General features: G+C 62.2%; 19 protein-coding genes. 6 read left to right on the top strand and 13 right to left on the bottom strand.

Translation table 11 applies throughout. From position 1 onward, the window contains the following. Positions 1-107: 107 nt before the first annotated feature. Complete coding sequence (locus tag ACQKPZ_RS10270; RefSeq protein ID WP_427537427.1) at positions 108-1,727, bottom strand: NADP-dependent glyceraldehyde-3-phosphate dehydrogenase; 1,620 nt, start codon at positions 1,725-1,727, stop codon at positions 108-110. Positions 1,728-2,179: 452 nt separating this feature from the next. Between ACQKPZ_RS10270 and ACQKPZ_RS10275 the strand changes: the two genes are divergently transcribed. The 3 genes from ACQKPZ_RS10275 (at position 2,180) to ACQKPZ_RS10285 (ending at position 5,357) form a co-directional block, all read left to right on the top strand. Continuing rightward, positions 2,180-3,334, top strand: coding sequence for a hypothetical protein (locus tag ACQKPZ_RS10275; RefSeq protein ID WP_427537430.1), 1,155 nt, complete (start codon positions 2,180-2,182; stop codon positions 3,332-3,334). Between the two features lie 73 nt (positions 3,335-3,407). Next, complete coding sequence (locus ACQKPZ_RS10280) at positions 3,408-4,526, top strand: glycosyltransferase 61 family protein (RefSeq protein ID WP_427537433.1); 1,119 nt, start codon at positions 3,408-3,410, stop codon at positions 4,524-4,526. Positions 4,527-4,568: 42 nt separating this feature from the next. Continuing rightward, complete coding sequence (locus ACQKPZ_RS10285) at positions 4,569-5,357, top strand: helix-turn-helix domain-containing protein (protein WP_427537436.1); 789 nt, start codon at positions 4,569-4,571, stop codon at positions 5,355-5,357. Here ACQKPZ_RS10285 and ACQKPZ_RS10290 read toward each other — a convergent pair. Next, positions 5,350-5,931: a LysE family translocator gene (locus tag ACQKPZ_RS10290; protein WP_427537439.1), complete on the bottom strand. Its 582-nt coding sequence runs from the start codon at positions 5,929-5,931 to the stop codon at positions 5,350-5,352. The two genes, ACQKPZ_RS10285 and ACQKPZ_RS10290, sit on opposite strands and share 8 nt — an antisense overlap. A gap of 283 nt (positions 5,932-6,214) precedes the next feature. Here ACQKPZ_RS10290 and ACQKPZ_RS10295 point away from each other — a divergent pair, with 283 nt between their 5' ends. Then, a complete protein-coding gene (locus ACQKPZ_RS10295) occupies positions 6,215-7,786 on the top strand; it encodes a TerC family protein (RefSeq protein ID WP_391133406.1) in 1,572 nt (523 codons plus the stop codon). Here ACQKPZ_RS10295 and rarD read toward each other — a convergent pair. Both rarD and ACQKPZ_RS10305 read right to left on the bottom strand, forming a co-directional pair. Then, entirely contained in the window at positions 7,749-8,636 is an 888-nt protein-coding gene (gene rarD, locus ACQKPZ_RS10300) for an EamA family transporter RarD (protein ID WP_391133403.1), read from the bottom strand. The genes ACQKPZ_RS10295 and rarD overlap by 38 nt on opposite strands. A 34-nt stretch (positions 8,637-8,670) precedes the next feature. Continuing rightward, positions 8,671-10,257 carry an EAL domain-containing protein gene (locus ACQKPZ_RS10305; protein ID WP_427537442.1) on the bottom strand — a complete coding sequence of 529 codons (1,587 nt, stop codon included), beginning with the start codon at positions 10,255-10,257 and terminating at the stop codon, positions 8,671-8,673. A gap of 299 nt (positions 10,258-10,556) precedes the next feature. Between ACQKPZ_RS10305 and hppD the strand changes: the two genes are divergently transcribed. Next, a complete protein-coding gene (gene hppD / locus ACQKPZ_RS10310) occupies positions 10,557-11,633 on the top strand; it encodes a 4-hydroxyphenylpyruvate dioxygenase (protein ID WP_346643578.1) in 1,077 nt (358 codons plus the stop codon). Positions 11,634-11,655: 22 nt separating this feature from the next. On the opposite strand, the gene ACQKPZ_RS10315 is transcribed toward hppD, so the two are convergent. After that, complete coding sequence (locus tag ACQKPZ_RS10315) at positions 11,656-12,462, bottom strand: CSS-motif domain-containing protein (protein WP_427537445.1); 807 nt, start codon at positions 12,460-12,462, stop codon at positions 11,656-11,658. Positions 12,463-12,595: 133 nt separating this feature from the next. Next, positions 12,596-13,282, bottom strand: coding sequence for a type 1 glutamine amidotransferase domain-containing protein (locus ACQKPZ_RS10320; protein WP_427537448.1), 687 nt, complete (start codon positions 13,280-13,282; stop codon positions 12,596-12,598). Positions 13,283-13,464: 182 nt separating this feature from the next. Between ACQKPZ_RS10320 and ACQKPZ_RS10325 the strand changes: the two genes are divergently transcribed. Beyond that, complete coding sequence (locus tag ACQKPZ_RS10325) at positions 13,465-15,531, top strand: ATP-binding protein (protein WP_427537451.1); 2,067 nt, start codon at positions 13,465-13,467, stop codon at positions 15,529-15,531. 6 nt (positions 15,532-15,537) lie between these two features. Here the strand turns inward: ACQKPZ_RS10325 and ACQKPZ_RS10330 are convergent, their stop codons facing one another. The 7 genes from ACQKPZ_RS10330 to ACQKPZ_RS10360 all read right to left on the bottom strand — a co-directional run bounded on the left by ACQKPZ_RS10330 (position 15,538) and on the right by ACQKPZ_RS10360 (position 26,678). Then, on the bottom strand, positions 15,538-17,142 hold the full coding sequence (locus tag ACQKPZ_RS10330; protein ID WP_427537454.1) for a response regulator: 1,605 nt from the start codon (positions 17,140-17,142) through the stop codon (positions 15,538-15,540). A gap of 79 nt (positions 17,143-17,221) precedes the next feature. Beyond that, a complete protein-coding gene (locus tag ACQKPZ_RS10335) occupies positions 17,222-18,277 on the bottom strand; it encodes a tetratricopeptide repeat protein (protein WP_427537457.1) in 1,056 nt (351 codons plus the stop codon). A 167-nt stretch (positions 18,278-18,444) separates the two neighbouring features. Then, positions 18,445-19,860, bottom strand: a complete 1,416-nt coding sequence (locus tag ACQKPZ_RS10340; RefSeq protein ID WP_427537460.1) for an efflux transporter outer membrane subunit — start codon at positions 19,858-19,860, stop codon at positions 18,445-18,447. Next, entirely contained in the window at positions 19,857-23,036 is a 3,180-nt protein-coding gene (locus ACQKPZ_RS10345) for an efflux RND transporter permease subunit (RefSeq protein ID WP_427537463.1), read from the bottom strand. The genes ACQKPZ_RS10340 and ACQKPZ_RS10345 overlap by 4 nt, the downstream gene beginning before the upstream one ends. Before the next feature lie 12 nt (positions 23,037-23,048). After that, entirely contained in the window at positions 23,049-24,290 is a 1,242-nt protein-coding gene (mexE, locus tag ACQKPZ_RS10350; RefSeq protein ID WP_391136858.1) for a multidrug efflux RND transporter periplasmic adaptor subunit MexE, read from the bottom strand. Positions 24,291-24,486: 196 nt separating this feature from the next. Continuing rightward, positions 24,487-26,073, bottom strand: a complete 1,587-nt coding sequence (locus ACQKPZ_RS10355; RefSeq protein ID WP_427537466.1) for a rhodanese-related sulfurtransferase — start codon at positions 26,071-26,073, stop codon at positions 24,487-24,489. Continuing rightward, positions 26,070-26,678, bottom strand: a complete 609-nt coding sequence (locus ACQKPZ_RS10360) for a cysteine dioxygenase (RefSeq protein WP_427537469.1) — start codon at positions 26,676-26,678, stop codon at positions 26,070-26,072. Before ACQKPZ_RS10360 ends, ACQKPZ_RS10355 begins: the two co-directional genes overlap by 4 nt. Positions 26,679-26,762: the final 84 nt, after the last annotated feature.

Below are 26,762 nucleotides of genomic sequence, written 5' to 3' on the forward strand. Positions count from 1 at the left end.
CGACGCTCCTTTGCAGTGGGCGCCGGAGGGCGCCCTGTTGCTTAGAGTCGGTTGCGCGGATGGAAAATCGACAAGGGCGCTAGATCGATTGTCTATAAACGCGGCCGTCAGAAGATGTAGTCAGTGGTAAGGAAGCTCGACTGGCGGTTGCGGATGATTTCGCTGATCAGTTCCTTGTTGGCCTCCTGGAAGCGGGTGGCGACCAGCGTGCGGATAGAGAACACACGCAAGGCGTCATGTACCGACAGGGTGCCTTCGGCGCTGTTCTTGCGGCCGTTGAACGGGTAGGTATCGGGGCCGCGCTGGCATTGCGCGTTGATGTTGATGCGCCCGACCTGGTTGGCGAAGGTGTCGACCAGACTGCCGATGGTCGCCGGGTCGTTGCCGAACAGGCTCAGTTGCTGGCCGTAATCGGAGTCCAGCACGTAGTCGATGACGGTTTGCAGGTCGCGGTAGGGCACTACCGGTACCAGCGGGCCGAATTGCTCCTCGTGGTACACGCGCATTTCGTGGCTGACCGGGTACAGCAAAGCCGGGTAGAAGAACGAGCCGCGGCTTTGCCCGCCGCCTTCGTTGAGCACGCGGGCGCCCTTGGCGGTGGCATCGGCGACCAGGCCGTCGAGGTAGTCGACCTTGCCGGGCTCTGGCAGCGGTGTCAGCGCTACGCCGGGCTCCCACGGCATGCCGGGTTTGAGCGCGGCCAGTTTGCGCTGGAACTTGTCGAGGAAACTATCGACCACGTCTTCGTGCACGAACAGGATCTTCAGCGCCGTGCAGCGCTGGCCGTTGAACGACAGCGCACCGGTAACCGCCTCTTCAACGGCGTTGTCGAGGTCGACCTGTGGCAGCACGATACCCGGGTTCTTGGCATCCAGCCCCAGTGCGGCGCGCAGCCGGTGCGGGCGCGGGTGCAGCTTTTTCAGGTCGCTGGCGGCCTTGTGGGTGCCGATGAAGGCGAATATATCGATGTTGCCGCTGGCCATCAGCGCGCTCACCGTTTCCCGGCCGCGGCCGTAGATGACGTTGATTACCCCTGGCGGGAAGCTGTCACGGAACGCTTCCAGCAATGGGCGGATCAGCAGTACGCCGAACTTGGCCGGCTTGAACACCACCGTGTTGCCCATGATCAGTGCGGGGATCAGGGTAGTGAAGGTTTCGTTCAGGGGGTAGTTGTAGGGGCCCATGCACAGGGCCACGCCCAGCGGTGCACGGCGAATCTGGCCCAGCGTACCTTGTTCGAGCTCGAAGCGGCTGGAGCGTCGGTCGAGGTCCTTGAGGGCGTTGATGGTGTCGACGATGTAGTCGCAGGTGCGGTCGAATTCCTTTTCAGAATCCTTGAGGTTCTTGCCGATCTCCCACATCAGCAGCTTGACCACAGCCTGGCGCTGTTCGCGCATGCGTGCCAGGAAGGTTTCGACGTGCTGGATACGTTCGGCGACGCGCATGTTCGGCCAGGCGCCACGGCCCTTGTCGTAGGCCTGCACGGCAGCGTCCAGCGCGGTAAGGGCGGTGTCTGCATCGAGCAGCGGAGCGCTGCCCAGTACCACCTGGCGTTCTTCGTTGCCTTCCTTGAGCCATACAGGGCTGCGTACCGTGGCCAGGGGCCCGCCCCAGCGCCTGAGTTCGCCATTCACCAGGTAGTCGCGTTGTTCCAGGGGGGCTCCCAGGCGCCAGGTTTCGGGGATGTTTTCGGCGCTGGGGAAGAGTGAATCGAGCAGACGGTCCATGGGTACTGCACCTCACATGACAGGGCGGGTTTCAAGCCGGGTGAATCGCTTCAGCTGCGAGCATGCACCGGCTGCCGGAAAAACACCAGTCTGGCCCAACCTGCCGCCCTGCGCCCGTCGACGCGCAGGCATTTGCCCGCATTTATGCAATGAAGGCATGAAAACAAATTGAGTGATAGCGAATGGGTAGTCAAGAAAGCGCTGGTTGGGCACGGTTATAGCAAAGTGCTTGTTGAATATGCATTTCATGCAGGAAATTTGACGCCATGAAACTTGATCTAAAGTTAGCTGGAAGCCGCTTGCCAAAGCCTTTGCAGGCATCTTAAATTGTTACTGAATGTGATAACAAAGTTTCAGGGCACACTATAAAAATCAAAGCGTTAAGTGGTTTTGCTGAATTTTTCTCTTTTCCGATTGACCATAGAGCACTTCAAAAGGACGTCGAAGAAGAAATGAAAGAGACCCTGACGGCTACAGCGCGTAAATTCCTGTCGCCCTCCCTGCGCTACGAAATGAGGCTGCTGGCCAGCAAGGTGCGTGAAGTGCTGGCGCGCGCCTGTTTCTGGCGTTGGGAAGTTGCCCGGTTCAGGCTGCAGCAGGAGAGCCCTTACGAAATCCTCTACATTGGCCGCAAGCAGCAACGGGAAATGGCCAAGCTGCTGATCGGCGGCAAGGGGCAGGGCAGTGCTGCCATCGTGGAAGGCGCAAGTGCCACAACGGCGGCCAACCACGTAGTGGTCATCAGCGAAATGCCAACGTCGGGGGCGCTTTCAGTGCCGCATTACCTGAGCGCCGTGGTACCGCTAGGGCGCCCGCTGGAAGACATCACGGCCCGCTACGACAGCGAACTGCGGCGCAGCATTCGCAAGAATCGCCCGCTTTACCAGATGCGCCAGGCCCTTTCGGACGACGAGATCGCCATGGCTGATCGTGAACTGCTGCGCCCTTATGCCACGGCCCGGCAGGGTATTCATGCTGCGCAGTTTCCCACCGATGAAGTGTTCCGCATTGCCAAGAGTGTTGGCCGGCTCGACCTGATTACCGTGGGCGATGAAGTGATCGGCTGCCACTTGGGATGTGAAGTGGTACGCGGTGGCAAGCGTTACTGGAGTACCTTGCGTTTTGGCTATTGCGAAGCGGTGTTTTCCGATGCCAAAAAGTTGCGCGAGGTGAACTCCATCACGACGTTCATGGCCCTTGAGTGGGCGCTGGAACATGGCTTCGATTATTACGACATTGGTTTGTGCCTGGCGCGCCCGGATGACGGGCTGCTGAAATGGAAGCGTCGGCGCGGCGGTGACATCGATTCGCTGGGTAATCATGCCTACTTGTTTGTGCGCTTGCCCAAGGCCGGTACCGCGAAGTTCTTGTGGGACACGCCCATGTTCGCGGTTGAAGGCGACAAGCTCACGCTGCACCTGGGCTTGCCCGAGGGGCCTAGTGAAGAGGAGTTTGCCAGCCGTTACCACGAAATGGTGTTTGGCGGCCTGCACAAGATTTACCTCTATGGTGGCAACGGGGCGGGCGAGCCGTTCGTGGAGGCGTTGCGCAGCAGGTATGCCAACTTGCAATCCCCCCCCGCCATGGAGCGGGTAATGTCCAGCTGAGTGTTTGCCAGGGATGCGTTGAAAGGGCGCCTGGCGCCCGGTTTATGACTTTGTTACCAAGGGAGGACGCTTCATGGGAAGCGACATCTCGCAGTTCAGTGCATCGCCCGGCGCCAAGCAGCATACCTGGACGTTGGCCGCTTACCGCTACATGGCACGCAAGCGGTTGGGCAAGAACACGGCCATCGACCTCAAGAGCATTGCCAGCAAGAGTTGGGACATTGCCCCAGGCGAAACCACAGTGTCGCCACCCGCCATTTACCTGCCCGGCCAACTGGAACGGGTGACGGGCTGGGAGGGCAAGCGTTTCTACCCCTACGTGCACCCCGCCCGTACCATGGAGGGCGGCGTCAGCACGCTGCAAGGGCCGACCCGTGGGTACCTGATCAAGAATGTATGGCTGGTCGATGGTGCGCTGTACAAAGGCAAGGCCAGCCATTGGCTGTCGCTCAAGCCCAGTACCTTTCCTGGCATCATCGTGGACAACGAAATCGATCGCGCGGCCATTTATTGCACGCAAAACGGCAATTCCTGGTTCGGCACCTGGCTGATGGAAGATTGCCCCACCTACGCGCTGGCCTGTAACGAAGGCATACCCGTGACCACTGCGCCGTCGGCCAGGTACCCGTTGTTTACCCAGGCGCCCGCCTATGAAGACTGGCTGGACATGAAGCCGTTGCGCCTGCGCAGTGCGTTTTTCCGGGAACTGGTGCTTTTCGACGACCAAAGCAACAACCGCAGCCGGCACGCCCGCTATCGGGCCATGGGCGACAAGCTGCTGTCGCATGTACCGCATGCCCCGCACCCTGGGGTGTTCCTGCTGCGTGGCGGTGATGGCGACTTGCGCTTGCTGCGTAACGAGCTTGAGCTTGCCGAGCATCTGCGGGTTACCCGTGGCTTTCGCGTGGTCAACCCGCTCAAGTCGGATGTGCCGAGTATTGTTGCAGCCTGCGCGGGGGCGAACGTGGTGATTGGCGTGGAGGGTAGCCAGCTGGTGCATGGGGTGAATGTGCTGCAGCCTGGCGGTAGCCTGCTGACCTTGCAGCCGCCTGACCGGTTTGTCAGCTACTACAAATACCTGACGGATCGCGACCACCAGCAGTTCGGCTTTGTGGTCGGGATACCGGAGGGCGATGGGTTCCGGATCGATATCGATGAAGTGGAGCGCACGCTCGATCTGTTTGCGCGATAAGTGTGTAGTATCGGGGCATGTCAGCAACGAGTGGACGAGGGGATGATCGAGGTTTCGCGGTTCTGGCGTGACCCGGCATTGCCCTTTGTCGAGGCCAGGCGCGTAGGGGACGGGCGACAGGTGTGTTATGCCGCACATTCCCACGAGAGCTTTTCGATTGGTGTGATCACGGGTGGGTGCAGCACCTACCTGACCGGTGACACGCGCATCGAAGCAAGGGCCGGCACCACGGTGCTGATGAACCCGGGGGTGGTGCATACCTGCAACCCCATTGACGGTGAGCCTTGGTCGTACCTGATGCTGTTCGTCGACCTGCCTTGGTTACAGACGCAAGGTTTTCACTTGCCGACGCACACCTGGAGTACATCGCCTGCGTTGTACCAACGGCTGCTACGAACCTTTGCTGACTTGTTCGATGCGAGCGTGCCAGACCGGGAAGGCCGCCTGGCAGCCCTGTTCTGCTCATTGCCGGGCTTTCTCGGCGCCGACGCTTGTGTGAATGACCAGGGCAACCCGCGGCTGGAGGCTGCAGCAGCGTTCATGCGCGCCCATCGCAGCGACCCGCTGAGCCTTGAAGACATCTGCGCGGCTTGCGGCCTGTCACGTTCCTATCTGATTCGTGCGTTTCGCCAACGCTTCGGCCTGACGCCGCATGGCTACCTGCTCGACCAGCGCGTGCAACTGGCCAGGGCGCAGTTGCGTCAAGGGCGGCCGATTGCCGAGGTGGCGCAGGAGGCCGGGTTTGCCGACCAGGCGCACCTGCAGCGGGCCTTCAAACAGCACCTGGCGGCGACGCCTGGGCATTACCGCAATGCCGATGTGGTCAGATAACCAGGTAAACCGCACTGCCCACCAGCAGTAGCGCCAGCCCCCGATTGAGCAGGCGCATGTGCCGGGGCTTGCCCAGATACTGGCGAACCACGCTTCCGGCCCAGGCCCAACTGGCAACCGACAGGAAACAGATCGGTCCGTAGATCCAGGTGAACAACCACAGCAGGGGCTGCTCACCGCCGGTGTAGGCGCCAACCCCGGCCACGGCGGCCAGCCAGGCCTTCGGGTTGAGCCATTGCATGGCGGCGCCGTGCCAGGCTGTAGGGGCGTGATCAGGATGTGCACCGCCCAGGTGGCCGTCGTCACTGGCCAGCTTCCACGCCATGTACAGCAGAAATGCCACGCCACCCCAGTGCAGCAGCAGGCCCAGTAACGGCCAGCGCAGCAGCAGTTGATGCAGGCCCAGGCCGACCAGTACCAGCAACAGGCAGAAGCCCAGCGTGGCGCCAGCCACGTGGGCCAGGCTGGCGCGCAGACCATGGGTGGCACCGCTGCTCAGGGCAACGATGTTGACCGGGCCGGGTGAGATCGAGGCCGCCAGTGCGAAGGCGGCCATGGACAGGGACAGGCTCATGAGCGGATCCATTGGGCTGAAGATGGCCTGATCTTCTTGCATTCGTTTGGGCAGGGTATTGAAGAAAAGTACCCATGTTGAAACCCGTGCCCTGGTGGGAGCCTGCTTGTTACAGGTTTTGTAATAGTTTTGCGCTATCAGGGAAACCTGCTGTGCTTGTAGCATCTTCTTCCCAATTTGTTGACAAGGTCTATATGAGCGCCTTCGCGGAGCCCCCCAGTCTTCGGCCCTTTCGGCCATCCTTCCCCCGTCCTTGTGACGCTTTCCTCGTGAGTACCTGCTAATGGAATGGCTAGCCGATCCCACGGCCTGGCTAGGCCTGTTGACGCTTATCGTCCTCGAGCTGGTGCTGGGTATCGACAACCTGGTGTTCATCGCCATCCTTGCCGACAAGTTGCCGCCGCATCAGCGCGACCGTGCGCGGGTGATTGGCCTGAGCCTGGCATTGATCATGCGCCTGGGCCTGTTGGCCAGTATCTCGTGGATGGTCACCCTGACCGCGCCGCTGTTCGAGGTGTTCGACAAGAGCTTCTCCGGCCGTGACCTGATCATGCTGTTCGGTGGTGTGTTCCTGCTGTTCAAGGCCACCATGGAGCTGCATGAGCGCCTTGAGGGCCATGTAACCCAGGCCAGCGGCGCCGTGCGCCATGCGGCGTTCTGGCCGATCGTTGCCCAGATCGTGGTACTCGACGCGGTGTTTTCGCTGGACGCGGTCATTACCGCAGTAGGCATGGTCGAGCACCTGTCGGTGATGATGATCGCCGTGATCTTCTCGATCGGTATCATGATCGTTGCCAGCAAACCGTTGACCCGCTTCGTCAACGCCCACCCCACGGTGATCATGCTGTGCCTGGGCTTCCTGATGATGATCGGTTTCAGCCTGACCGCCGAAGGCCTGGGCTTCCATATCCCGAAAGGCTACCTGTACGCGGCTATCGGCTTCTCGATTCTGATCGAGCTGTTCAACCAGTTGGCCCGTGCCCGCCGCAAGCGCAGTTTGCAGCAGCACCGGCCGTTGCGTGAGCGCACCGCCCATGCCGTGCTGCGCCTGCTGGGTGGTCGCCGCGTCGAGGCTGACGAGGTGGGCGAGGAAATCGCCGACCTGGTCGAAGGTGGTGAGGAACAGGTGCTGTTCGACCGCCGTGAGCGGGTGATGATCAGTGGCGTGCTGAACCTGGCCGAACGGCCTATCCGCACGGTGATGACCGCACGTGCCGAGGTGGACATGATCGACCTGGCGCAGCCGGCCGAGGCCATTACCCAGGCGCTGGCCAACTCGCCGTACTCGCGCCTGCCGTTGATCCGCGCTGGCCGTGTCGATGAGCCATTGGGCTTCGTGCACAAGAAGGAGTTGCTCAAGGAGCTGCTGTCGGGCAGCCAGCCGGACCTGGAAGGCATGGCCCGGGTGCCGTTGAACCTGTTGGAGAGCTTCAGCATCCTGAACGCGCTGGAGCAGATGCGTGGTCAGTCGACCCACATCGCGTTCGTGGTCAACGAGTTCGGTGATTTCACCGGCCTGCTGACCATGACCGACATCCTTGAGTCGATTGCCGGTGAATTGCCCGATGCCAGTGAGGTTGAAGGCCCCGGTATTGTCCAGGAGGGCGAAGGCTTTGTGGTGAGCGGTGCCCTGAACCTGAGCCAGGTCCAGGCACGTACCGGCTTCAGTGCCCGTGCCACCGAGGATTACCAGACGCTGGCAGGTTTGGTGATGAGCCTGCTCGACCGCCTGCCGATGGTGGGCGACCGCCTGGCCTGGAATGGCTGGACGCTCACCGTGGAGGCGGTTGAAGAGCGGCGGGTGCGCCAGGTAAGGCTTACACCGAGCGGCGACGCTGACGCAGCAGGTGCTTGAAACCCTCGAGCACCAGTACCAGCACCGCGGCCCAGATCGGCAGGTAAGTAAGCCACTGATCCGGGCCGATGGTTTCGCCCAGCAGCAGCGCCACGCCCACCAGTAGCACGGGCTCGACGTAGCTGAGCAGGCCAAACAGGCTGAACGGCAGCAGGCGGCTGGCGAGCACGTAGGCGATCAGGGCCGAGGCGCTGATCGCGCCAAGGATCGGGATCAGTGCGTAAAGTGCGGGATGTGCTTGCAGGTCGGCGCTGGACAGCGGGCCCTGGGTGACGAAGTACAGCGCCCAAGGGAGCAGCAGGCACATGTCGCACCACAACCCGCCCAGGTGGTCGGTGCGGCAGCGCCGGCGCAGCACGAAGTAGATCGGGTAACCGATCGTCACCAGCAGGGTTTCCCAGGCAAAGCTGCCGTTTTGATACAGCTCGTGGCCAACGCCCAGCGCGGCACAGGCCACGGCTACCTTTTGCAGGCGCGACAGGCGCTCGCCATACACCAGCCGCCCGGTCAGGACCATGGCCAGCGGCAGCAGGAAGTAACCCATCGACACTTCCAGGCTGCGCCCGTGCAGTGGCGCCCAGAGGAACAGCCACAATTGCACGCCCATCAGCCACGATGTACCGACCATGCCCAGCAACAGCACTGGCGTGCGTTTTACCCGGCCCAACAGTTCGCCTACCCGTTTCCAGTCCTTCGACACCAGCATGAACAAGGTGAGGCAGGGCAGCGTCAGCAGGGTGCGCCAGCCAAAGATTTCTTCGCCATCGAGTGGTGTGAGCAGCGAGGTATAGAAGTACATCACAGCGAACAAGCAGGACGCCATGACCGATGAAACAATGCCTTTTGACACGAGTGCCTCGAATAAGGGGGAGTTGTGCGGGGGATCAGCCGCGCATGATCTCAGGGGCTGCGCCTTGCGGCAACTGCGCCGCGCCTGGGCGCGTGGCCAGTGCCTCGATGAACTGGGCGGCCGGCATGGGCCTGGCGAACAGGTAGCCCTGCTGGAAGTCCACGCCATGGAGGGCCAGGTAGTCGCGCTGCGTGTCGGTTTCCACGCCCTCGGCAACGATACCCAGGCCCAGTTTGCCTGACAGCTCGATGATGCTTTCCAGAATATGTACCGACAGCGCATCGGCGCCGATCATGGCGACGAAGCTTTGGTCGATCTTCAGGTAGTCGACATTGAACTGGCGCAGGTAGTTGAGGCTCGACTGGCCGGTGCCGAAGTCGTCCAGGGCGATCATCACGCCCATGGCATGCAGCTTTTCGAACAGCTCCAGGGTGACAGGCGTGGGCTCGATCAGCTTGCGCTCGGTCAGCTCCAGCGTCAGTACCACCCGGCCGGGCGGGAAATGCTGCAGGAAGGTACGGCAGTCGTCCAGCAGGCGCAGGTCGCGACAGTGGTCGGCAGTGATGTTGATACCGATATGGAAGCCGTCTTCCATCAGCCCGGCATAGGGCGCCAGGCTCTGCGCGGTGTGCATCATCAGCGCCCGGGTCATGGCGACGATCTGCCCGCTGTGTTCGGCATAGGGGATGAACAGGTCGGGGCGGACCAGGCCTTCGCGTGGGTGTTTCCAGCGCATCAGCACTTCGGCACCGGCCCAGCGATAATCGCCCTGGCGCACCACTGGCTGGAAGTACGGCAGGAACTCGTCGGCCTCCAGGGCCCTGCGCAGCTCGGCGCGGGGCGAGTTGGCGCGGCGAAGCTGCCAACGGCACACCAGTGCAGCCACGGCACCCAGCACCAGCAGCAGGCTGAGCAGGGCTGGGTAATGGCTGCGCAGCAGCTGGCCTTGCTTGTCGGCGCCGTAGCCGCCCTGCACGCTGAACGGGTAACGCGTCGAGCCCAGCAACACATTGGCGCTGGCGGCTGCAGGTGGCGCACCCTTGTGAACGACACCGTCCTTGCCCATCCAGGCCTCGCCAACCCGTATCTGCAAGTCTTCGTCCGGGCCGATCAGGCGCAGTGCCGTGAGCAGGTGGTCGCCATCGACCGTGGTGATTGCGCCGCGGTTGCCGTCGCTGGCGCGGTACACCAGTAGCGGGTGCCCCGGGGTGACCGAGTTACCGTCCATCAGCCACAGTTTGCCGTCGGTATAGTCGCTGGCGTTGACCGGTTCGTCGAATGCGCCGAACAGCGACGTGCAATACAGCGTGTTGTGCGTGAACAGGTTGGTGGAGCGTACGAAGGCATTGCGGGTAACCTGGGCACGCAGCGTAAGCTGGGCCTGGTCGCAAGGGCTGCCTGCCAGCGGCAGGAGTGCGGTGGCGGCATTGGACAGGTTGTCGAGGATGCGTTCGATGTGATCCACCGCCTGGCGGGTGGTGGCCTGGCTGCTGGCCTGCATCTCGCGCTCGACCTGCCAGCTCCCCACGGCCAGGCCGCACACCACCGGCAGCACGCCAACGGCCCAGGGCAGCAGGTTGCGCCAGCCCAGGCTGGCGCGGCGTTTCACGGAGAGGGGCATGCTGACCTGATGTGTGTGGAGGGTAACGAGAGGATAGCCGCTTGTCGGAACGCACGGCCAACTAAAACGCGACAAACGATTTTACGCAATGTAGAATCCGTTTACGAATACAACAATAAGATCCTTCAATACCGAAGGATCAAGCCCGCCGAGAATGGGTCCATATGACATACCATGGGTTCAAGCTGATCATAGGTGACTTCCTCGCCCGCAGCGTGCGGGGCATCCCGTGCTCACCGCCGTTTCTGTTCCACATCCCACGCAATCAATAATTTTTCGCTGCAGATGAGGACACGAACATGGCTGATATCTTCGACAATCCAATGGGCCTGATGGGCTTCGAGTTCATCGAACTGGCTTCGCCCACCCCTGGCGTACTTGAGCCGGTATTCCAGATACTGGGTTTCACCAAGGTGGCTACCCACCGCTCCAAGGACGTGCACCTGTATCGCCAAGGTGGCATCAACCTGATCCTGAACAACGAACCCAAGAGCATCGCTTCTTACTTTGCTGCCGAACACGGCCCGTCGGTATGCGGCATGGCGTTCCGCGTGCGCAATGCCCATGAGGCCTATGCCCGTGCCCTGGAGCTGGGCGCCCAGCCGGTGGAGATCGAAACCGGCCCGATGGAACTGCGCCTGCCGGCAATCAAAGGCATCGGTGGTGCGCCGCTGTACCTGATCGACCGCTTTGAAGAAGGCAGTTCGATCTACGATATCGACTTCAATTTCATCGAAGGCGTGGACCGCAACCCGGTGGGTGCCGGCCTGAAGATCATCGACCACCTCACCCACAACGTGTACCGCGGGCGCATGGCCTACTGGGCCGGCTTCTACGAGAAGCTGTTCAATTTCCGTGAAATCCGCTACTTCGATATCAAGGGCGAATACACCGGGCTGACGTCCAAGGCCATGACCGCTCCTGATGGCATGATCCGTATCCCGCTCAACGAAGAGTCGTCCAAGGGCGCCGGGCAGATCGAAGAGTTCCTGATGCAGTTCAACGGTGAAGGTATCCAGCACGTGGCCTTCCTCACCGACGACCTGCTCAAGACCTGGGATGCCCTGAAGGGCTTCGGCATGCGCTTCATGACTGCGCCGCCGCAAACCTATTATGAAATGCTCGAAGAGCGTCTGCCGGGTCATGGCGAACCGGTCGACCAACTGCAAGCACGCGGCATCCTGCTGGACGGTGCCTCGCAGCCCGAAGACAAGCGCCTGCTGCTGCAGATTTTCTCGGAGACCCTGCTCGGCCCGGTGTTCTTCGAGTTCATCCAGCGCAAGGGTGACGATGGCTTTGGCGAAGGCAACTTCAAGGCGCTGTTCGAATCGATCGAACGTGACCAGGTGCGCCGTGGTGTGCTGAGCACCGACTGAGCCGGCTTGAGGTGCGCCGCCATCAAGCATGTCTGGCGGCCGCCTCACGCCTGTGGGTTCGCGACCGGTACAAGCCCAGATACACGATCGAGCCGGTCACGATCCCAACCAGCATCAGTGAGGGAAAGATCTGCACCATTGATTGGTGTATTTCCTGGGCGGTGAAGCCTTGGGCGTAACCGCCTTTTACCCTGTATCCATACTTGGTCGACAGCGCGCTGGCAGGAAACTCGGACTGTGAGGGGCGCTGTGCGTCACGGCTGTCGCCTTTGCTCCAGATGTAGCGGTCGTCGAACTCCAGCAACAGTGTCAGCCCATCCTGAAAACCGTCCAGTTCGCTGCGTAGCTGAATGGCATAGGCGGTCACGATCACCCCGCCATGATTACCCTGCAAGTAATAGTTGACCAGCAGCTTACGGCGTTTGTCGGGTTGCCCGTAGGACAGTTCGACTTGCTGGCCGGACGCGGCAAAGGACGATAAGTGTTCCAGAGAATCTGAAGTACTGCTGCAGTAGGCTTCATTGCCTTCTACCAAGGTCAGTGACCTGATCATGGAGCGGCTTACCACTTGCTCCTGTAACTGGCTTTTGACGCTGTCGCAGTGCTTGCCTGCAAGCGGCATGGCACGCTGGGCGGCTTCGTGCAGGCGGTTCAGTGCCTGGTCAATGCTGAACACCGCTTCCTGAACGGAGATGGTGGCGTTTTCCGCAAGTTTCATTTCCAGCTGAACAATCATCACCAGCAGACCGGAAATTACAGGCACCAGACCCACTGTGGTGAGCAGCAGCAGCTCCCGCAGGCGGCGCCCGGCGTGCATGATCTTCAACATAGGGCAATCGCTCTCCGGGCCGAAGCTGTTCGTGGTGAACAACCGAGCCCTGAGCCTATGCATTCAATGGCCGGCCGGCTGTAGTCCACGTACAGTCTGCGCGAGAGGAAAACCAAAAAGCGGGTGTAGGCCTTTACCTGTTCTTGAGTTTTTCCAGTACTTTTTCTGCAAGTTGGGCGGTGGAGGCAGGGTTCTGCCCGGTGATCAGCCGGTCATCCTCGACAACATAAGCTGCCCACGGGTCGTCGTGCTTGGTGTACTCACCACCCCGGCCAACAAGCTCATTCTCTGTCAGGAAAGGCACCACGTTGTCCAGCTCAACCAGTTTTTCCTCGATATTGGAAAAGCCAGTCACCTTGCGGCCTTTCAATAGCAGGCTGTTGTCGCTGAGCTTGATATTCAGCAGGCCAACCACGCCATGGCAGACCGCCGCGACAATGCCGCCGTTTTCGTAGACCCTGCGTGCCAGTTCCTGCAGCGCCTGGTTATCGGCAAAGTCGTACATCACCCCATGCCCACCGGTGTAATAGATGACACTGTAATCGTCGGCCTTCACCTGGCCGGGGCTCAAGGTGGTGCCCAGGCGGGTCATGAAGCGCTTGTCGTCATACCATTGCCAGTCAAGGTCGGGCGCCATCTGCAGGCTATGGGGGTCGATGGGCACATAGCCGCCCTCCGGGCTGGCATAGTCGACCGTGTAGCCGGCCTGTTCGGCTTTCTCGACAAAATGTACCGCTTCACCCAGCCACAGCCCTGTGGCCCGTTTCAGGGTTGGATACTTGGCTGTATTGGTCAGCACCACCAGCATTTTCTTGCTCATGACCACGCTCCCGTCGGCAACCTGAGTGGGCCATTGCTCCCTGGCCCGGGGAAAACCTACTCAGCATAGCTGGCGCCTGCAAGTACGCCATCGTATGCCGTGCGTGCTGTGCTAAGTTGAACAAAGCCCAAGGCGCAACCCTGCCACCTTGGTTAACCTTGTGCCTTGCTGGAGTCACTAGATTGGTCGCAAATGGTACGCCGCGCGAGCCTGTGCCGAAGGCCGGAATGCAGCCGCACGTTTTGACGCCGCAAGACTTGATGGGTGAACGGATTGCCCGGTTCGACTGGGGGCGTACGTCGCTCGGGCCGTTGCCGCGCTGGTCGGCACCGTTACGCATTGCCGTCGACTTGATGCATTTGTCACCATTCCCCTGCGCGGTGGTGTGGGGGCCGGATCTGAGTGTGGTGCACAACGATCGCTACCGGGTGCTGCGGGCCGTGGTGCCGGATGCGCTGGGCCAGGCGTTCGATGGGCTATGGCATGATATCTGGCCAAAGGTGGGGCCCTGGGTGTTCAAGGCACTCGAAGGGCACTCGAATTTTGTCGAGGATCCGCCCTTGCGTATCGCCTGTGGCGAAGGCACGGAGCCGCTGTGGTGCGCGTTCGGTTATGCCCCCTTGCACGATGAGTTTGGCAATGTAGCGGGGTTCCTGCACACGGTAATCGAGACCACGGCAAGTGTTGAGGCGCACCACCATTGGCGCGAGCAGGCGCAAGGCTTTGAACGGCAGATTGAGCAGCAGGTGGCCGAGCGGGAGCAGTTCTGGCAGTTGTCGCGTGACGCGATGATGACCGTTACCCCAGAACTCAAGATGCATGCCGCCAATCCCGCCTGGTACCGCACTCTGGGCTGGACTGAAGCGCAAGTGCGCAATGTGTCGATACTGGAACTGGTGCATCCTGCAGACCGGGCCGAAGTGCAGGTAGCTGTCTGCGGCTTCTTGCAATTCAGCAACACCGAGCAGATCGAGACCCGCTTGCGTCATGCTGATGGCCATTACCACTGGTTTCGCTGGAGTGCCCGCTACAATGGCAGCCTGCTGACCGCAGTGGGTCGGGATATCACGGGGGACCGTGAGGAGGCTGCGCGTCAGTCTGAAGCGATGATGCGCAACAGCGAACGCATGGAGGTTGTTGGTCAGCTGGCCGGTGGCGTGGGTCATGAGATGAACAACCTGCTGTCGGGTATCGGTGGCAGCCTCGAACTGCTGCAGCGTCGGCTTCAGGAAGGGCGCCTGGAGCGGGTTGACGCCTATGTGGAGGTGGCACGTGATTCGGTGCTGCGTGCCATGGAGCTGACACATCGCTTGCTGGCGTTCTCTCGCAATCAACCCCTGGCACCCAAGCCGCTGGAATTCAATCGGCACCTGCGGCAAAACGAGCCGCTGCTGCTGAGGACGCTGGGCGCAGAGGTGCGTTTGCACTGGCAGCTGGATGTGGCTCCGTGGGCAGTCAATCTTGACGCCCACCAACTCGAAAATGCCTTGATCAACCTGTTCACCAATGCCCGGGAAGCCTGTCTGGAACGCGGCAATGTCACGGTCCGCAGCGTCAATAAGCGGTTAACGGCCAGTTTTCCGGATGAGAGTGGCCTGCCGCCTGGCGACTACGTTGCCTTGCATGTCGAGGATGATGGCCATGGCATGTCTACCGAGGTGATTGCCAGGGCTTTTGAGCCGTTCTTCACCACCAAACCCATCGGGCGTGGTTCCGGGCTAGGTTTATCGATGGTGTATGGCTTTGTCAGGCAATCGGGGGGGTATGTGTGGGTCGAATCCACCCCAAACCTGGGTACCAAGGTCTCCATGCTTTTTCCTCGGTGCCATGAGCCAGTGGAGAAGGGGCGCAAACCTGTTAAGCCAGCGGAGCACATGGCCCGCGGGCAACGCCTGTTGTTGGTGGATGACGAGCTTAATTTGCGTGCCGTAATGCGTGAGTACCTGACCGAACGCGGTTTCGATGTCGTCGATGTAAACGACGCCAATACCGCGCTCGGGCGATTCCGTCATGATGGCCCGTTCGACTTGGTGATTACCGATATCGGTTTGCCGGGCGGTTTCAGTGGCCGGCAAGTGGCCAAGGCCATGCGGATGCAGATGCCGACGCAGAAGATCCTGTTCATCACGGGCTATGCAGATCAGTCCATTGAAGCACAGCTGCTTGAACAGCCAGGCACGGCATTGATGAACAAGCCGTTTTCGTTGGCCGAGCTCGCCGATCAGGCGCTGCGCATGCTCGACGCGTAATTGGCCTCAGGGCTCGCCGAGAATCTGTACAACCTGCGCGCAGAGCGTTTCCAGTTCGAACGGTTTGCAGATCAAGTGCATGCCCGCGGCCAGAAACCCCTCGCGGGCCATGGCGGTTTCGGCGTATCCGGTAATGAACAGCACCGGTAAGTCCGGTTGCAGGCTACGTGCAATTTCGGCCAGCTGCCGGCCGTTCATGCCCGGTAGGCCGATATCGCTTACCAGCAAGTCCACCGGTTGTGCAGAGCGCAGTACCTTCAGTGCCTCATTGGCGTTGGCTGCGCTGCGACAGGGGAAACCCGCCTCGGTCAGCGCCTGGCAAAGCAATTGGCGAACATGCGGGTCATCCTCGACCACCAGCACGTGATGCCCCCGGTTATCTCGAATGACCGCTTCCGCTGAATTTGCCTGGCGGGGCTGCCCGACATGGCGCGGCAGGTACAGATCCACCCGGGTGCCTTGGCCGATCTGGCTTTGCAACGTGACATGGCCGCGAGACTGCTTGCTGAAACCGTACACCATCGAAAGGCCCAGGCCGATACCCTGGCCAGTCGGCTTGGTGCTGAAGAACGGTTCGAAGGCGTGTTCCAAGGTGCTTTGCGCCATGCCTTGGCCATTGTCGATGACACTCAGGCACAGGTAGTCACCGGCACTCAAGGCAACGTCGGCGAACTGGCCGGTGGCAACATGGCGGTTGCTGGCTTCGACACGCAGCTGGCCGCCACTGGGCATGGCTTCGCAGGCATTGAGCAGCAAGTTGTCGAGGGCCTCTTTGAGTTGCTGGTCATCGGCCTCCACTGGCCATAAACCCTTGTTGACCTGCACCTGCAGCTTTACGGCTGCACTCAGGCCGGGCCTTAGCCGGTCTGCTTCCAACAGGTCATGCAAATCGACCCGTTGGCTGTGCAACGATTGCCGGGAGGAGAACGCCAGCAGGCGGTGGGTAAGCCGGGCAGCACGCGACACCGATTGGCGGCCCATGCCCACGACCTTGTCCAGGCCATCGTTGCGCCCCTGTTGCAGGCGACGCTCGATCAGTTCAAAACTGCCGCCAATGCTGGTGAGCAGATTGTTGAAGTCGTGGGCTATACCGCCTGCCAACTGGCCAATGGCGTCCATCTTGCGTGCCTGGTAGCGATCGAATTCGCTCTGTACCTGTTGTTCGGCCTGGGTGTCCAAGCGCTGTTGCAATGCCTGCAACTGGTCGCGAGCGAGGTACTGCCTGCGGCGGTTGCGCAAGGCCGACTGGGTCAGGTGCAGCAGTTGGGCATTGTCGAAGGGGGCGACCAGCATCAGCAGGTTACCCACCGGGTGGTTGCCGGTACCCATGTTCGACCGTGAGGCTTGGGTGACCAGCACGATAGGCAGGTCCGACCAGTTCGGTTGCTGGTCGATAAAGGCTTGCAGCAGCGCGCTTGGGCCGTGGTCGAACACCTGCTCGGCAATGATCGCCAGGCCCGCGCCTTCGCTCAGGCAGGCTTGCAGGTTGGCCAGGTCGGCGGCGCACAGGCAATTGATGCCGACGGAGGCAAGCAGGCGTGAGGTGTCCGCAGCCAACGGTGGGGGTGCCAGGATCAAGGCACGTTCGTCCAGTGCCACTGCATTGGCCAAAACGAATCTCCTTTAGGGTGGCCCGATAACCACTGGACCTCGCCCACTGGCTGAGGGTTCAACAATTTTCAGGTGATGGCTACAGGCCTTGTTGCAGGATGGGGTCGTCCGGGTTCTGGCGCTCCAGTTCGGCCAGCAGGACCTGCACGTTTTGCAACTGCCCGGTTTCTTTCCAGTACTGGATCAGCAGCACCCGCACGCGGCGGTTCGCCGGCTGGCGGTTGAGCACGGTTTCCAGCTGCTTCTGCGCGGCATCGACTTGCTCCAGTTCGTGCAGGGTGGCTGCCAGCGTATAGCGATAGTCGGCGTTATCCGGGTCGAGCTCGACGGCGCGGGACAAGGCCAGCAAGGCGTATTCCTGCTGCTCGTGGCGGTTCAGCCACAGCCCCAGTTCGTATTGCAAAAAGGCTGAGTCAGGGCTTAGCGCCAAAGCCTTGCCCAGTACCTGGCGCGAGGCATCGTGGTGGCCTTGACGTTCCAGCAGGCGCACCTGGGTGGCCAAGGCGTCGAGGTTGCCGGGTGCAACCGCCAGCGCCCGTTGCAGGGCTGTGGCAGCCTGGGCGTAGTCGTTTTCGTGCAGGTACAGGCGCGCCAGATGCACTTGGGCGTCGGCGTCATCAGGTTGTTGTTCAAGGGCTTGCTGGTACTGCTCAAGCGCTGCCTGCAGCGGGCCGAAATACAGGCCAATGTCGTCGGGGTCGAGGCCCAATAGGGCATCTACCGCAGCAAAGCGCACGCTTTGCTCGTCATCGTCCAGCAGCGGGCCGAGCACCAGGCTGCGTTGCGCCGCCGGCAGCAGGCGGCGAATACCCGCAATGGCTGCACGGCGCACCAGAGGGTCTGCGTGCTCCAGGTCCTGGCGGGCGAGTTTCAGGGCCTGCGGCGAGGGGTAATTGGGCAGCTCGGCATAAAGGGCTGCGCGGCGGATAGGGGGCAGGTCGCTACGTTGCAGTTGTTGGTACAGCACGCGCGCCGCCCCGGGTCGGCCTTCATGAGCCTGGCGCAGGGCCTTGACATAGCTGTGCGCAGGCAAGGTCGGTGGGGCAGGCTGATCGTCACGCCACAGGTAGCCGAACAGGGCCGATACCAGGATCAACAGCAGCAGGGCGATCAGGTAGCGGTTGCGTCTGGGCATCGGACGGTCCGTGGCGGCGGGAAGGGCAGAGCTTGGGCCAGCCGGGGGGTAAATGCAACCTTGCCGGCGCTGAAGGCGCAGAGGTATAAAAAAGCCCCGCAAACCAGGGCCTGCGGGGCAAACGGTTGGGGGAGGAGCCAACCAAAGGAGTCGTTGAAACGGATGTATCAGCGTGCGCTGGCCACGGTCTCCGGTTGCCAGCCGCCGCCCAGGGCCTTGTAGATCGAGACGATGCCGCGGTACAGCTCCACCTCACCCTGGGCCTGCGCATCTTCGGCGCTCAGCCGCTCGCGCTCGGCATCGAGCAGCACCAGGTAATCGACCGTACCCTCGCGATAGCGAATAGAAGCCAGCTCCGCTGCCTTACGGCTGGCGTCACTCTGGCGCATCAGCGACAGCAGCCGCTGCTGGGTCTTGTCGTAGTCGCTGAAGGCGTTGGCCGATTCTTCCAGGGCCAGCAAAACCTGCTGCTCGTAGTTGGCCAGCGCCCCTTCGGCATCGGCCTTGGCGCCACGCAGGCGGGCGCGCACGCTGCCCAGGTCGAAAGCCGCCCAGGTAATGCTTGGGCCCAGTGCCCAGGCATTGGCGGCCGAGGAACCGATCTGCGAGCCGCGCGCGGCAGTAAAGCCCAGGAAGCCGCTAAGGCTCACGCGGGGGAACAGGTCTGCCGTGGCCACGCCCACGTTGGCAGTGGCTGCCGCCAGTTGACGTTCGGCGCTGCGGATATCCGGGCGGCGACGCAGCAGTTCACCCGGGTCGCCTACCGGCAACGCCTTGGCGATGGCCGGCAGGGCCTTGGGCGACAGGTCTACGCTAAGCGCGTCAGGGCGCTGGCCGAGCAGGGTGGCGATGCGATGCCGGGCTCGTGCCTGTTCGGCCTGGAGTTGCGGCACGGTGGCCTCGACCCCGGCCAGGCGTGCATCGGCACGCACCACGTCCAGGTCGTTACCCACGCCAGCATCGCGCAGGGTTTCGGTGATGGTCCGCGATTCCTGCTGGGTCTTCAGGTTGGCCAGGGCGATTTTTTCGCGCAACTGTGCACCGCGCAACTGCCCGTAAGCATCGACCAGTTCGGCGATCAGGCTGACCTGCAACTGCTGCAGGTCGGCAGCGGCTACCGCTTCCTGAGCCTCGCTTGCCTCGATCTGGCGCTGGATGCGGCCGAACAGGTCAAGCTCCCAGGCCATGTCCAGGCCCAGGTCGTAGCGCTCGCTGTTCACCCGCTGCGTGGTCTGGCCAGGGATCTGACCCTTGCCAATGTCGCTGCTGGCGCGGCTGGTAACCACCGGGAACTGATCGTTCTCGGCGTCTTCACGGATCGAGCGGGCCGATTTCAAACGGGCGAAGGCCACGCGCAAATCACGGTTGCCGTCGAGCGAGGCCTGCACCAGCTGGTTCAGCACCGGGTCGTCGAACTGCTTCCACCACAGGCTTTCGAAGCGGCTACGGTCGTAGGCCTTGGCCTGCACGTCGCTGTTCAGCTGTGCAGGTTCGGTGGCCGGGGCCTGGTAGTCCGGGCCTACCGCACAGGCCGCCAGGGCCAGTGCCAGCAGGCTTGGGGTCAGGGGTTTGAGCAGGTTCATGCGTGGTTCTCCAACACGTGAACGCGTTCGGCCTTGCGGGCTTCGCGGCGTTCGACAAAACGGCGGATCAGGAAGAAGAACACCGGGGTCAGGAACAGGCCGAACACGGTCACGCCGATCATCCCCGAGAACACCGCTACACCCATGGCATGGCGCATCTCCGAACCGGCACCGGAACTGAACACCAGTGGTACCACCCCCATGATGAAGGCGATCGAGGTCATCAGGATCGGCCGCAGACGCAGGCGGCAGGCTTCCAGTACCGCAGCCAGCGGGTCGAGGCCTTTGGCCTGCTCATCCTTGGCGAACTCGACGATCAGGATCGCGTTCTTGCACGCCAGGCCGACCAGTACGATCAAGCCGATCTGGGTGAAGATGTTGTTGTCACCACCCGACACGATCACGCCGGTGATGGCCGACAGCAGGGTCATCGGCACGATCAGGATCACGGCCAGCGGCAGGCTCCAGCTTTCGTACTGGGCGGCAAGCACCAGGAACGCCAGCAGTACGCACAGCGGGAACACCAGCAGTGCAGTATTGCCCGAGAGGATCTGCTGATAGGTCAGGTCGGTCCACTCGAAGGTCATGCCGTTGGGCAGTTCCTCTTTCAGCAGTTTCTCGATCGCGGCTTCGGCCTGGCCAGAGCTGTAGCCCGGGGCGGCGGCGCCGTTGATTTCGGCAGTGATGAAGCCGTTGTAGTGCATGACGCGGTCCGGCCCGGAGGTGTCGCTGACCTTGAGGAATGTCGCCAGCGGGATCATTTCCCCCAGGTTGTTGCGCACCTTCAACTGGCCGATCTGCTCGGCATCAAGACGGAACTGCTGTTCGGCCTGGACGTTGACCTGGTAGGTGCGGCCAAAGCGGTTGAAGTCGTTGGTGTACAGCGAGCCCAGGTATACCTGCAGGGTGTCGAAGATGTCGGTAATCGCCACGCCATGGGTCTTGGCCTTTTCCCGGTCGATGGCGGCATCGACCTGTGGCACGTTGACCTGATAGCTGGTGAACAGGCCTGCCAGCTCCGGCACGTTGTGGCTCTTGGCGATGATGTTCTGGGTTTCCTTGTACAACGCTTCGTAACCCAGGTTGCCACGGTCTTCGATTTGCAGGCGGAAGCCACCAATCGTGCCCAGGCCCTGTACCGGCGGTGGTGGGAAGATGGCGATGTAGGCGTCCTGGATATCGGCAAACTGGGCGTTCAGTGCTGCCGCGATGGCCGCCGCCGACTGGCTCGGGTCCTTGCGCTCATCAAACGGCTTGAGCGGGGTGAACACGATGCCGCTGTTCGGGCTGTTGGTGAACCCGTTGATCGACAGGCCGGGGAAGGCGACCGAGTCGGCAACGCCCGGCTGTTTCAGGGCGATTTCGCTCATGCGCTTGATCACCGCCTCGGTGCGGTCGAGGCTGGCGGCATCAGGCAACTGGGCGAAGGCCACCAGGTATTGCTTGTCCTGAGCCGGCACGAAACCGGTCGGGGTGGACGAGAAGCCCAGGTAAGTCAGGCCCATCAGGCCGGCGTACACGAACAGCGCGATGCCGCTGGAACGGATGACCCGGCGCACGCCGCCGACATAGCGGTTGGAGGCACGGTCGAAGAAGCGGTTGAACGGGGCGAACAGCCAGCTGCCCAGCAGTTTTTCCAGGATGCGCGAGAAGCGGTCCTTCGGCGCGTGGTGGTCCTTCAACAGCACGGCAGCCAGCGCTGGCGACAAGGTCAGCGAGTTGAATGCCGAGATGACGGTGGAAATGGCGATGGTCAGCGCAAACTGCTTGTAGAACTGCCCGGTAAGGCCAGAGATGAAGGCAGCAGGCACAAACACCGCGCAGAGCACAAGTGCCGTGGCAATGATCGGCCCGGTCACTTCGCTCATGGCTTTTTGCGTGGCCTCAAGCGGTTTCAGGCCCAGCCCGATATTACGCTCGACGTTTTCCACCACGACGATGGCGTCGTCCACCACGATACCGATAGCCAACACCAGGCCGAACAACGACAAGGCGTTGAGCGAGAAGCCGAACAGGTGCATCACTGCAAAAGTACCGATCAACGAGACCGGCACGGCCAGCAGCGGGATGATCGAGGCGCGCCAGGTTTGCAGGAACAGGATCACCACCAGCACCACCAGTACCAGTGCCTCGAACAGGGTGTGTACCACCGCTTCGATGGAACCGCGCACGAAGATGGTCGGGTCATAGACGATGCTGTAGTCCATCCCCTCCGGGAAGTCCTTTTTCAGCTCGGCCATTTTCGCCCGCACTTCGTCGGAGATCTCGATGGCGTTGGAGCCTGGGCGCTGGAATATCGGAATGGCCACTGCCGGCTGGTTGTTCAGCAGCGAGCGCAAGGCGTACTGGCTGGAGCCCAGCTCGACCCGAGCGATGTCCTTCAGGCGGGTGATTTCGCCATCGGCACCGGCACGGATGATGATGTTTTCGAACTCTTCCTCGTTGACCAGACGGCCCTGGGTGTTGATCGACAACTGGAAACTGGTGGAACCGGGTGCGGGCGGGGCGCCCAGCTGGCCGGCAGCCACCTGGCGGTTCTGCTCGCGGATCGCGGCCACTACATCACTGGCGGTGAGGTTGCGCGAAGCGGTCTTGTTCGGGTCCAGCCACACGCGCAGCGAGTAGTCGCCCATGCCGAACAGCTGCACATCGCCCACGCCGCCCAGGCGCGCCAGCTCGTCCTTGATGTTGAGGATCGCGTAGTTGGACAGGTAGAGCATGTCGTAGCGGTTGTCCGGCGAGGTCAGGTGCACGACCATGGTCAGGTCGGGCGAGGCCTTGTCGACGGTGATACCGATACGCGTCACTTCCTCGGGCAGCTTGGGCTGGGTCCGGGTGACGCGGTTCTGCACCTGCACCTGGGCGTTGTCCAGGTCGGTGCCCAGGGCGAAGGTAATGGTCAGCGTCAGCTTGCCGTCAGCGGTGGACTGGGAGGACATGTACAGCATGTTCTCCACACCGGTAATGGCCTGCTCCAGCGGCGCGGCGACGGTTTCGCCGATGACCTTGGGGTTGGCGCCGGGGAAGTTGGCGCGCACCACCACGGTGGGCGGCACTACTTCGGGGTATTCGCTGATCGGCAACTGGAACAGCGAGATCGAGCCCGCAATCAGCAGTACCAGCGACAACACGGCGGCGAAGATCGGCCGGGTAATGAAGAATTTCGAGAAGTTCATCGGTGTGGTCCCTTAACCGCGTGGCGCCTGGGCGCTGGCGACTTTCACGTTGTTGCCCGCCACCTTCGGCGCCGGGTTGCTGGCCTCCAGGGCCTGGCGCTGCTGGGCGAGGGCGGCGAGGGTCTGTTCGCTGGCCATCTGGGTATCGATAGGGGTGACTGGCGAACCAGGGCGTACACGCTGCAGGCCCTTGACCACGATGCGGTCATCCTTGCCCAGGCCGCTGCGCACGATGCGCAGGCCTTCCAGCTTCGGCCCCAGCTCCACGGCGCGGTAGGCGGCCTTGTTGTCCTTGTCCATGACCAGCACGAACTTCTTGCCAAGGTCGGTGCCCACGGCTTCGTCGTTGATCAGTACGGCGTCGTACTGGGCGCTGCCCACCAGCTTCAGGCGTGCATACAGGCCAGGGGTGAACTGGCCGTCGCTGTTGTCGAACACGGCGCGGCCACGGATGGTGCCGGTGCGCGGGTTGACCTGGTTGTCGACAAAGTTCATCTGGCCCAGGTGCGGGTTGCCGGTTTCGCTGGTCAGGCCCAGGTACACCGGGGTGCTCTGGCCACGCTGGCCTTCGCGGGCCAGCTGGGTGTACTTGAGGTACACGCGCTCGTCGGCGTCGAAGTAGGCGTAGACCTTGTCGGTGGACACCACGCTGGTCAGCGGGGTGACATCGGCACTGACGATGTTGCCGGCGGTGAACTGGGCACGGCTGACGCGGCCGCTGATAGGCGCGGTGACACGGGTGAAGCTGAGGTTCAGGCGCGCCAGGTCGAGCTGGGCCTGGATTGCATCAACCCCGGCACGGGCTTCGGCAGCGGCGCTGCTGCGCGATTCGGCCAACTCGGCGGAAATGGCGTTGCTGTCACGCAGGCGTTCGCCACGGCGGGCTTCATTGGCGCTGCGAATGGCGGTGGCCTTGGCCTGTTGCAGTTGGGCTTCGAGGCGGCGGACTTCAGCCTGGAACGGGCGCGGGTCGATCTGGAACAACAGGTCGCCTTTCTTGACCTGGGCGCCTTCGGTGAAGGCCACCTGGTCGATCTGGCCGGAAACCCGTGGGCGGATTTCGACGGTTTCCGGGGCTTCGAGGCGGCCGGTGAACTCGTCCCATTCGTTGATCGGTTGCTCGATCACCTTGGCCACACTGACCTTTGGCGCGGCGGGAGCCTGCACGGCGTCGGGGGTTCGACCGCAAGCGCTGATCACCACCACTGCCAGGGCAGCGAGGGGGAAGCGCAAGGGTTTGAGTGATTGTTCCATGGAGAACTCCGCCAATGTATTAGTAGTGGGCGGAGTGTGAGTGTGTTGCGCGTGAGGCACGAATCGAACGGGGCGAAGGTTATTATCACGCTGAATGATATGTGCGGATCAATCATCGATTTTGGGCATGGCGGTCTTGGCTGCGGGGTTTTAGCGCTCTCTAATACCCTGGGGCCGCGTTGCGGCCCCGGCGGTTTCAGCTCAATACGCTGAACCCATGGGTCCCATCCCGCTCCAGCTGGGCAATCAACCCGAACTCCCAATCCAGATACCCCTGCATGGCTTCACGCGGGTTATCCGTCCCTTCATAGGGCCGGCGATAACGGTCGGTTCGTGCTACGGCCAAGCGGGTTTCGCCACTTTCCAACGGTTTGCCTGACGCAATCCAGCGCGCGGTGCCGCCATCCAGTACGTACACCGGGGTTTGTGTGAGTGCCTGCAAGTCTATCGCCGCAAAGCGCGCCAGCAGGCTGCTGCCGCAGGTCAGTACATAGCGCTCGGCCACCGGCAGGCGTTCCAGCGCTTGCGGTAACTGCGCACGGATCGCCCAGTGAGCGCCGGGAATATGCCGCTTCACGTAGTTGGCACTGCTGGTGAAGTCCAGCAGCACGGTGCCTGGTGCTCCCAGCCAATCATCCAGTTGCGCTACGCCGATCTCGGTCACTGCGGGCAGCGCCGGTTGCGGTGCCTGCCATTCGCCGGTCTCGCTGAAGTCCGCTGCCGACACGCCATCGAGTACCGCCACCTGCCAGCCCATCTGGGCCAGCCACGAAGCGCTCATGTTGGCGCGTACGCCGTCGTCATCCACCAGCACGATGCGTGCCCCGCGCACGCTGGCGACATGGTCGGTTTCCTGCACCAGTTGCCCACCCGGCACGCTGCGGCTGGCCGGCAGGTGGCCAAGGGCATATTCCTCGGGTGTACGTACGTCGAACAGGTACGTGGTACGGCGGGTGTCGGCCTGCCAGGCGGCCAGCGTTTCCTGCCCCAGGCGCAGTACGCCGGCGCGGTCGGCCACGCCGCGCGCGCGTTGCGCGGCATCGGTGCGGGTGTTGTCGCTTACCTCGGCAAAGCGGCGTTCCTGGCCGTGGGCCAGCGTTTGCCCGGCCAGGGTCCAGCCGATGGTGCCGTTGCGCAGGGCGGCCACGGGATTGGGTATGCCAGCGTTCACCAGCGATTGGGTGCCGATGATGCTACGGGTGCGCCCGGCGCAGTTGACGATGACGCGGGTGGCGGGGTTGGGCGCCAGTTCGGCAACCCGCAACACCAGCTCGGCACCCGGCACGCTGATGCCTCCCGGGATGCTCATGGTCTGGTATTCGTCGAAGCGGCGGGCGTCGAGTACCACCACATCGGCCTTGGCATCCAACAGCGCTTGTACCTGTTCAGCCGCCAGCGACGGCGTGTGGCGCACGCTTTCCACCAGCTCACCAAAGGACTTGCTTGGCACGTTCACGTCACGGAACAGCTCGCCACCGGCAGCGCGCCAGCCTTGCAGGCCGCCTTCAAGCAGTGCGACATCGCTGTAGCCCAACGCCAGCAGGCGGGCGGCGGCCTGGGCTGCCAGGCCTTCACCGTCGTCATACACCGTGATGGCGGTATCACGCCGGGGTACGCGGGCGTAGATCTCAAGTTCCAGCTTCGACAACGGGATGTTGGCGGCAAACAGTGGGTGCTCCTGGGCGAACGGGTCTTCCTCGCGCACATCGATCAGCGCCAGTTCTTCGTGGGCCAACAGGGCCCGGCGAATGTCTTGGTAGGAGCGGGCGGCAACGGTACTCATTGGGCAGGGTTCTCTTTGGACAGGTCCCAGATGTTGGGCAGAAGGCTGTTGGAATAGCCGGAAATGAACGGTTTTTCGCTGCCGTCGGGCAGGTACACCGCACGGCTGACGGCGCCGATGTTGGCGCCATACACATGGATGCTGATCGATACCCGGTCGTCGAAAGCGTTGCTGACCTGGTGCACATCGCCGATGCGTGGCGACACGGCTTCTACCTGGCCCGGGTCCAACCGCACTGGCGCGCCTGCTGGCAGTAATGCGCCGTGTTCGCTGCGGGCAAAGCCTTGCGAGTATTCGGCGCCGCGCAGCATGCCGATCAGGCCCCACACCCGATGGTCGTGGATGGGCGTCTGCTGGCCAGGCCCCCAGACGAAGCTGACGATGGAAAAGCGCTGGCGCGAATCGCAGTGCAACAGGTACTGCTGGTAACGGGCCGGGTCTGGCTGCGCCAGTGCCTCGGGCAGCCAGTCGTCATGGGCGACCAGGCTACGCAGCAGGCCTTGGCCATGGTCGAGCAGGGTGGCTTCGTCGGCTTGCTGGTCCACCAGTTGTGAAAGCGCGTCGATGAAATGGCGTAGGCGCTCAAGGCGCAGGGGTTGGCTCATGGTTCAGGCTCGGCTGACGGTTTGGCTTAACCCTAGCAAATGCGCAGAATATTCTCAAAAGTAAAAATAAGAATAAGCTAATAT

The organism is Pseudomonas sp. NPDC089547 (genome assembly GCF_050280665.1).
Lineage (GTDB): Bacteria > Pseudomonadota > Gammaproteobacteria > Pseudomonadales > Pseudomonadaceae > Aquipseudomonas.